A 6589-nucleotide genomic window follows, 5' to 3' on the forward strand; every position below is an offset into this window, starting at 1 on the left:
GCCGGGCTCATCGGCGAGTGATGCTGCGCACGCTCCAGGCGGTGAGGATTCCGAGGCCGACGAGGGCGACCGTGGCACCGATCAACGTTGCGGCCGCGGGCATGGGACCTCCGAAGTGCGAAGACAGGCGGGATCTGCCATCTAGTCACGGATCGGGCGTAAGCTGCGGAATCCGCAGTTCCAGCCGTCTCCTTTTTCACTCGGGAGGCAGATCCGGTACTGCGGCTGGAGACCTGTCCGGTGGAAGGCCTACGATCCTCTCTCGTGTCCAAACTGACCGACGTGCCCAAACGGATCCTGATCGGGCGCGCACTGCGCAGCGACAGACTGGGTGAAACGCTCCTGCCGAAGCGCATCGCGCTCCCCGTCTTCGCCTCCGACCCGCTGTCCTCCGTCGCCTACGCGCCGGGGGAGGTCCTGCTGGTCCTGTCCATCGCGGGCGTGTCGGCCTACCACTTCAGCCCGTGGATCGCCGTCGCGGTCGTCGTGCTGATGTTCACGGTGGTCGCCTCCTACCGGCAGAACGTGCACGCCTACCCGAGCGGCGGCGGCGACTACGAGGTCGCCACCACCAACCTCGGCCCCAAGGCGGGCCTCACCGTCGCCAGCGCCCTGCTCGTCGACTACGTCCTGACCGTCGCCGTCTCCATCGCCTCCGGCATCGAGAACCTCGGCTCCGCGATCCCCTTCGTCGTCGAGCACAAGGTGCTCTGCGCGGTCAGCGTGATCGTGCTGCTGACGCTGATGAACCTGCGCGGCGTGAAGGAGTCCGGCAAGCTCTTCGCGATCCCGACGTACGTGTTCGTCGGCGGCGTCTTCGTCATGATCGCCTGGGGCGCGTTCCGGGGCCTGGTCCTCGGGGACACCATGCGGGCGCCCACGGCGTCGTACGAGATCAAGGCGGAGCACCAGGGACTGGCCGGCTTCGCCCTGGTCTTCCTGATGCTGCGCGCCTTCTCCTCCGGCTGCGCCGCGCTCACCGGCGTCGAGGCCATCTCCAACGGCGTCCCGGCCTTCCGCAAGCCCAAGTCGAAGAACGCGGCCACCACGCTGGCCATGATGGGCCTGCTGGCCGTCACCATGTTCTGCGGCATCATCGCGCTCGCCATGACCACCAAGGTCCGGATGGCCGAGAACCCGGCCACCGACCTGATCCGCAACGGCGTCCCGATCGGCTCCGGCTACGTCCAGAACCCGGTGATCTCCCAGGTCGCCGAGGCCGTCTTCGGCAAGGGCAGCTTCCTGTTCGTACTGCTCGCCGCCGCCACCGCCCTCGTTCTCTTCCTGGCCGCGAACACCGCGTACAACGGCTTCCCGCTGCTCGGCTCGATCCTCGCCCAGGACCGCTACCTGCCGCGCCAGCTGCACACCCGCGGCGACCGCCTCGCCTTCTCCAACGGCATCGTGCTGCTCGCCGGCACCGCCGCCCTGCTGGTGGTCATCTACGGCGCCGACTCGACCCGCCTGATCCAGCTCTACATCGTCGGCGTGTTCGTGTCCTTCACGCTCAGCCAGACCGGCATGGTCCGGCACTGGAACCGCCACCTGGCGGTCGAGAAGGACCAGGCCAAGCGCAGCCACATGATCCGCTCCCGCGCGATCAACGCCTTCGGCGCCTTCTTCACCGGCCTGGTGCTGGTCGTCGTCCTGGTCACGAAGTTCACCCACGGCGCCTGGGTGGCGCTGCTCGGCATGTGCATCTTCTACGCGACGATGACCGCGATCCGTAAGCACTACGACCGGGTCTCCGAGGAGATCTCCGCCCCCGAGGAGCCCGACGACGACCTGGTACGGCCGTCCCGCGTCCACTCGGTCGTCCTGATCTCCAAGATCCACCGCCCCACCCTGCGCGCCCTGGCCTACGCCAAGCTGATGCGCTCGGACACCCTGGAGGCGCTGACCGTCAACGTCGACCCGGCCGAGACCAAGGCGCTGCGCGAGGAGTGGGAGCGGCGGGGCATAGACGTGCCGCTGAAGGTCCTCGACTCGCCCTACCGGGAGATCACCCGGCCGATCATCGAGTACGTCAAGAGCCTGCGCGCCCAGTCGCCGCGCGACGCGGTCTCCGTGATCATCCCCGAGTACGTCGTCGGCCGCTGGTACGAGCACATCCTGCACAACCAGAGCGCGCTCCGGCTGAAGGGCCGGCTGCTGTTCACGCCCGGCGTGATGGTGACCTCGGTGCCCTACCAGCTGGCGTCCTCCGAGGCGGCCAAGATCCGGGCCCGCAAGCGGCAGGAGTGGAACGCGCCGGGCGCCGTCCGCCGTGGTCCGGCGGAGGCACGGCCCAAGGAGCCCAGCGGCAGCAGCTAGGCGTGCGGGGCGTGCGGGGTGTGGGCGTCCGGGATGTCAGGGGCGTGCGGGGCATGCGGGGCGTGCGGGGCGTGGGCGTCCAGGATGTCCGCAGCGTCCGTAGCGTCCGTAGCGTCCGCGGCGTCCGGGAGGTTTCCGGGAACACGTAGACTGGTGGGCTGTCGTCGGCCCTCGCCCGGGCCGTTTCCCTCCCCTCGATCTGGAGTCACCCCGCCATGCAGGCAGAACCGAAGAAATCGCTGGTGGGGACGGAGTACGAGGTCGAGGTCGGGCCCGTCGCGCACGGCGGGCACTGCATCGCCCGCACCGCCGAGGGCCAGGTCCTGTTCGTCCGGCACACACTGCCCGGCGAGCGGGTCGTGGCCCGCGTGACGGAGGGCGAGGAGGGGGCCCGCTTCCTGCGCGCCGACGCGGTCGAGATCCTGGACGCCTCCAAGGACCGGGTGGCCGTGCCCTGCCCCTACGCCGGTCCCGGCCGCTGCGGCGGCTGCGACTGGCAGCACGCCAAGCCGGGCGCCCAGCGCCGGCTCAAGGGCGAGGTGGTCGCCGAACAGCTGCGCCGGCTGGCCGGCCTCACCCCCGAGGACGTCGGCTGGGACGGCACGGTCATGCCCGCCGAGGGCGACAAGCTGCCCGCGGGCGAGGTGCCGCAGTGGCGGACCCGGGTGCAGTACGCCGTCGACGCCGACGGCAACGCGGGACTGCGCCGGCACCGCTCGCACGAGGTGGAGCCGATCGAGCACTGCATGATCGCGGCGCCGGGCGTCAGCGAGCTGGGCATCGAGGAGCGTGACTGGGCGGGCATGGCCTCGGTCGACGCGATCGCCGCGACGGGCTCCCAGGACCGCATGGTGATCCTGGAGCCGCGTCCGGGCGCCCGCCTTCCCCTGGTCGAACTCGACCGGCCCGTCTCGGTCATGCGTGTCGACGAGAACGACGGCGGCATCCACCGCGTCCACGGCCGCGCCTTCGTCCGCGAGCGGGCCGACGGCCGCACCCACCGGGTCAGCAGCGGCGGTTTCTGGCAGGTCCACCCGAAGGCGGCGGACACCCTCGTCACCGCGGTGATGCAGGGGCTCCTGCCGCGCAAGGGTGAGATGGCCCTGGACCTCTACTGCGGAGTCGGCCTCTTCGCCGGCGCTCTCGCCGACCGGCTCGGCGAGAAGGGCGCGGTCCTCGGTATCGAGTCCGGCAAGCGTGCGGTGGAGGACGCCCGCCACAACCTCGCCGGCTTCCCCCGGGTCCGGGTCGAACAGGGCAAGGTCGAGTCGGTCCTGCCGCGCACCGGTATCACCGAGGTCGACCTCGTCGTCCTCGACCCGCCCCGCGCGGGCGCCGGCCGCAAGACCGTCGAACACCTCGCCTCCCTCGGCGCCCGCCGCATCGCCTACGTCGCCTGCGACCCGGCCGCCCTCGCCCGGGACCTGGCGTACTTCCGCGACGGCGGCTACCGAGTCCGCACCCTCCGCGCGTTCGACCTGTTCCCGATGACCCACCACGTGGAGTGCGTCGCGATCCTCGAACCGGCCGGAAAGGCCGCCTGACCTGCGGGTTCGATTGGTGTGCGCTATGCGCGCTGTGGGCGTTACGGGCGATATCTTGACGCTGAAATGACGCTCTCCGAGGTGTCTTGACGCTCGTTCTGGTGGGGTGTCAGGAGCGCCGCGTCGCTGGTCAAGTTCCCTGCAGAGGCGTGGGGAACTCTTCAATTAGGGAGCGCTCAAGGCCGGCTGGTGGGTGGTACCTGTTGGAGCGTGGCCGGCCCGACCGGCGCATTGCGCGACCGCTGAGTTTGCTCTCAACTTGGGAAGCTGCGCGCATTTGGGGGCGATACGGGCGCTGACCTGGGTGAATGGTGGGTGAGCGGCTTTGCCGGGCTCGGCAGCCTTCCCCGTGATTCCCCGCTGTTCCCCGCTGTTCCCCGCTCGTTCTGGGTGCGCCAGTCGTGCGTCGGGCCCATCCCCACCCCCGTTCCAGTCTGTTCGGTTCGGGCCTCCTTGCCGGAGTGGGCGTACTACCGTCGAGCGTATGAAGGTCCGTCATAACGTACGTGCGGTTTTGCTCCATGGCGGTCAGCTGGTGTTCCTGCGCCGAGGATGGCCGGGCGGCACCTCCTTCTACACGACCGTCGGTGGGGGCGTCGAAGCTGAGGATGCCGACCTTGAAGCGGCTCTACGTCGTGAAGTGATGGAAGAGATCGGTGCCACGATCGGCCCGGCGAGGGAGTTCCTGACCTTGACCGAGCCGGGCGACAAGGTCACCGTCGTCCAGCACTTCTTTCATGCTGACGTGCTGGACATGGATCTCAACCGTCGCAGCGGCCCTGAGCTTGATGATCCCGACATAGGCGACTTCTCCCCGGTGAGAGTCGCGTTGAACGCGTCAGCCGTGAGAGCGCTTGAACTCCATCCGCCCGAACTCGCCGACCACTTAAGGGAGCACGCCGAGGATTGGGGTGCTTGAGGGGTGGCATGAGGGTCAAGCCGTGGGCGATGACTGCTTCGTCCCGGAGCAACTTGGGTCGGGACGCTGCCTTGGGCTGCTGTGTCTCTCACCTGTGCTGATGGTCCGCAGATGTTCGCGCTCGTCCGCCGTTGTTCGTCGGCGTTGTCGCGCAGATAGACACTCAAGGGTTCCTTGGGCGGGATACAGTGCGCGCCGTGGACATACCCGGCTGGTCCGTCTGGATCGCTCTCGGCCTGACCGTCTTGCAGGCCCTCGGCCTCGTTCCCGTCATTCGTCGACTGCGCGGATCCGACTCCTCGGTGCGTTCTGAGGCGCGCCTCGACCTGATGGACGTCATCGGCTCCCTGCTGCTCTTCGGCGGCCTGCTGCTGAGTCTCGCAGCGGCGGAATCCTGGATCTGGCTCACCTTCGCCGGTATCGCGCTTATGGCCGCCTTCTACGCGGCAAAGGGCATCCAATGGCTCCGCGCCCGCCGCCGTTCTACGACCTGATCCGAACGACAGGATCCAACCGCTCAGTGCACTACTTCTTCTTGCCCTGGGTCTTGCCGGGGATCTTGGTGAACTGGGTTTTTGCTGCTCAGGGGCGGTGGGCTCGTCCGCCTGGTGGTCGTCGGCGGTCGTCATTGGCCACTGTTGAGCGGCCTCGGACGGCCCAGGGACGGCCCAGCCATGAGGCCCATGAACGGCGTCAGCCAGCAGATGCAGCCCGCCATTCGGCGGTGATGCAGCCCTCTTCCATGTCCCACCACTCCTTGGCCACTCCGTGCGTGAGGAGCCGTTGCACCTTGGCGAGATCGGCGGTGGGCGGGACGTCCAGGGCGACCATGCCGAACCGCTCTATACCCTCGCCGCAGACGCCGAGTTCGTGAAAGGCATTGAGCACGCTCTGCCGTGCGGCTCCAGAGCCGCCGTCACGGAGCACGATGAGGCGGATGGTGCAGTTCTCGGAACGCCGAACCACCTCGCCGGCCCATCGCATGCCCTCCTCGTCGGGCTCGGTAGCCACGACGTCCCCGCACGCGATGCCTCGGACGAACCACGGGATGTTGTCGAGCCGCGCGGTGCCGTCGCCCTGGTCGACGGCCCACAGGCTCTCTACCGATGCCGGAGGCCAGTCGTCCTCGATCTCGAGCCGGAAGTGCACCTTCACGTACGGGCCCGCGGGGTTCGTCATGGTGCCCAGGATGCACAGTCCTGCCGCGCCTGTCGTAGGTGGGTGAACGGAGACGTCTGCTCAGAGTGAGGACATGGGTTCGTCTGGGCCTCGGCCGACGACAGCCAGGCACGACGGCGGGTGCGCCGACCGATCAGGCGTGCGTGTGTCTCGCTGCACCCCCACCGGCCTCAGCCACCAGGTCTCCGACTCCGTTCCCTCGACGGTCACCTACACCTACGACCACACGGCCGAGCCCTGTGGCCTGGCCGCGACGACGACCGACTCCGTCGCAGGCGCGTTCGAGACCGCCTACGCCGCTGACGGCGCCGTCAGCGGCGAGAAGCTGCCCGGCGGCTACACCCTGGCCCCGGAGATCGACACAACGGGCTCGCCCCTGACGCGTACCTACACCAGGGCCTCCGACAGCACCGTGGTACTGGCCGACTCGGTCGACAGGTCCATCCACTCCCAGGTGACGGCCCACTCGGGGTGGTCGCACCAGCAGTACCAGTACGACGCCGTCGGACGTCTGGCCGGGGTCGACGACACCGCGGACACAGTGATTCCTAATGCTGTCTGTCAAGCCGCGAGAGCGGTGGGTGGTACGGGTTCGTAGGTCCGTCCGTCGCGCAGGAGGGCCCAGAGGACGTTG

The 6589-nt window shown here is 68.8% G+C and carries 5 protein-coding genes and 1 pseudogene; 5 read left to right on the forward strand and 1 reads right to left on the reverse strand.

The features are described 5' to 3' along the window. Positions 1–264: 264 nt before the first annotated feature. The 4 genes from ACZ619_RS29925 to ACZ619_RS29940 all read left to right on the forward strand — a co-directional run bounded on the left by ACZ619_RS29925 (position 265) and on the right by ACZ619_RS29940 (position 5270). Positions 265–2313 (forward strand): APC family permease, encoded by a 2049-nt coding sequence (locus tag ACZ619_RS29925; protein ID WP_469605334.1) that lies wholly within the window; start codon positions 265–267, stop codon positions 2311–2313. Positions 2314–2528: 215 nt separating this feature from the next. After that, positions 2529–3857 (forward strand): class I SAM-dependent RNA methyltransferase, encoded by a 1329-nt coding sequence (locus tag ACZ619_RS29930; RefSeq protein ID WP_469605336.1) that lies wholly within the window; start codon positions 2529–2531, stop codon positions 3855–3857. A 484-nt stretch (positions 3858–4341) separates the two neighbouring features. After that, complete coding sequence (locus tag ACZ619_RS29935) at positions 4342–4776, forward strand: NUDIX domain-containing protein (RefSeq protein ID WP_469605338.1); 435 nt, start codon at positions 4342–4344, stop codon at positions 4774–4776. Between the two features lie 197 nt (positions 4777–4973). Beyond that, positions 4974–5270 (forward strand): hypothetical protein, encoded by a 297-nt coding sequence (locus ACZ619_RS29940; RefSeq protein WP_469605340.1) that lies wholly within the window; start codon positions 4974–4976, stop codon positions 5268–5270. A gap of 199 nt (positions 5271–5469) precedes the next feature. On the opposite strand, the gene ACZ619_RS29945 is transcribed toward ACZ619_RS29940, so the two are convergent. Beyond that, positions 5470–5955 (reverse strand): DUF4265 domain-containing protein, encoded by a 486-nt coding sequence (locus tag ACZ619_RS29945; RefSeq protein WP_469605343.1) that lies wholly within the window; start codon positions 5953–5955, stop codon positions 5470–5472. Positions 5956–6133: 178 nt separating this feature from the next. On the opposite strand from ACZ619_RS29945, the pseudogene ACZ619_RS29950 reads away from it, so the two are divergent. Continuing rightward, positions 6134–6496 (forward strand): annotated as a pseudogene (locus ACZ619_RS29950) (hypothetical protein); the annotation flags it as partial. Positions 6497–6589 lie beyond the last annotated feature (93 nt).

Source organism: Streptomyces sp. NPDC104367 (genome assembly GCF_055583825.1).

What these genes read in the sequence shown, in the direction of transcription:
- ACZ619_RS29930 (WP_469605336.1), top strand. Translation starts at nt 2,529, where the DNA reads ATGCAGGCAGAACCGAAGAAATCGCTGGTGGGGACGGAGTACGAGGTC.
- ACZ619_RS29935 (WP_469605338.1), top strand. Translation starts at nt 4,342, where the DNA reads ATGAAGGTCCGTCATAACGTACGTGCGGTTTTGCTCCATGGCGGTCAG.
- ACZ619_RS29945 (WP_469605343.1), bottom strand. Translation starts at nt 5,955, where the DNA reads ATGACGAACCCCGCGGGCCCGTACGTGAAGGTGCACTTCCGGCTCGAG.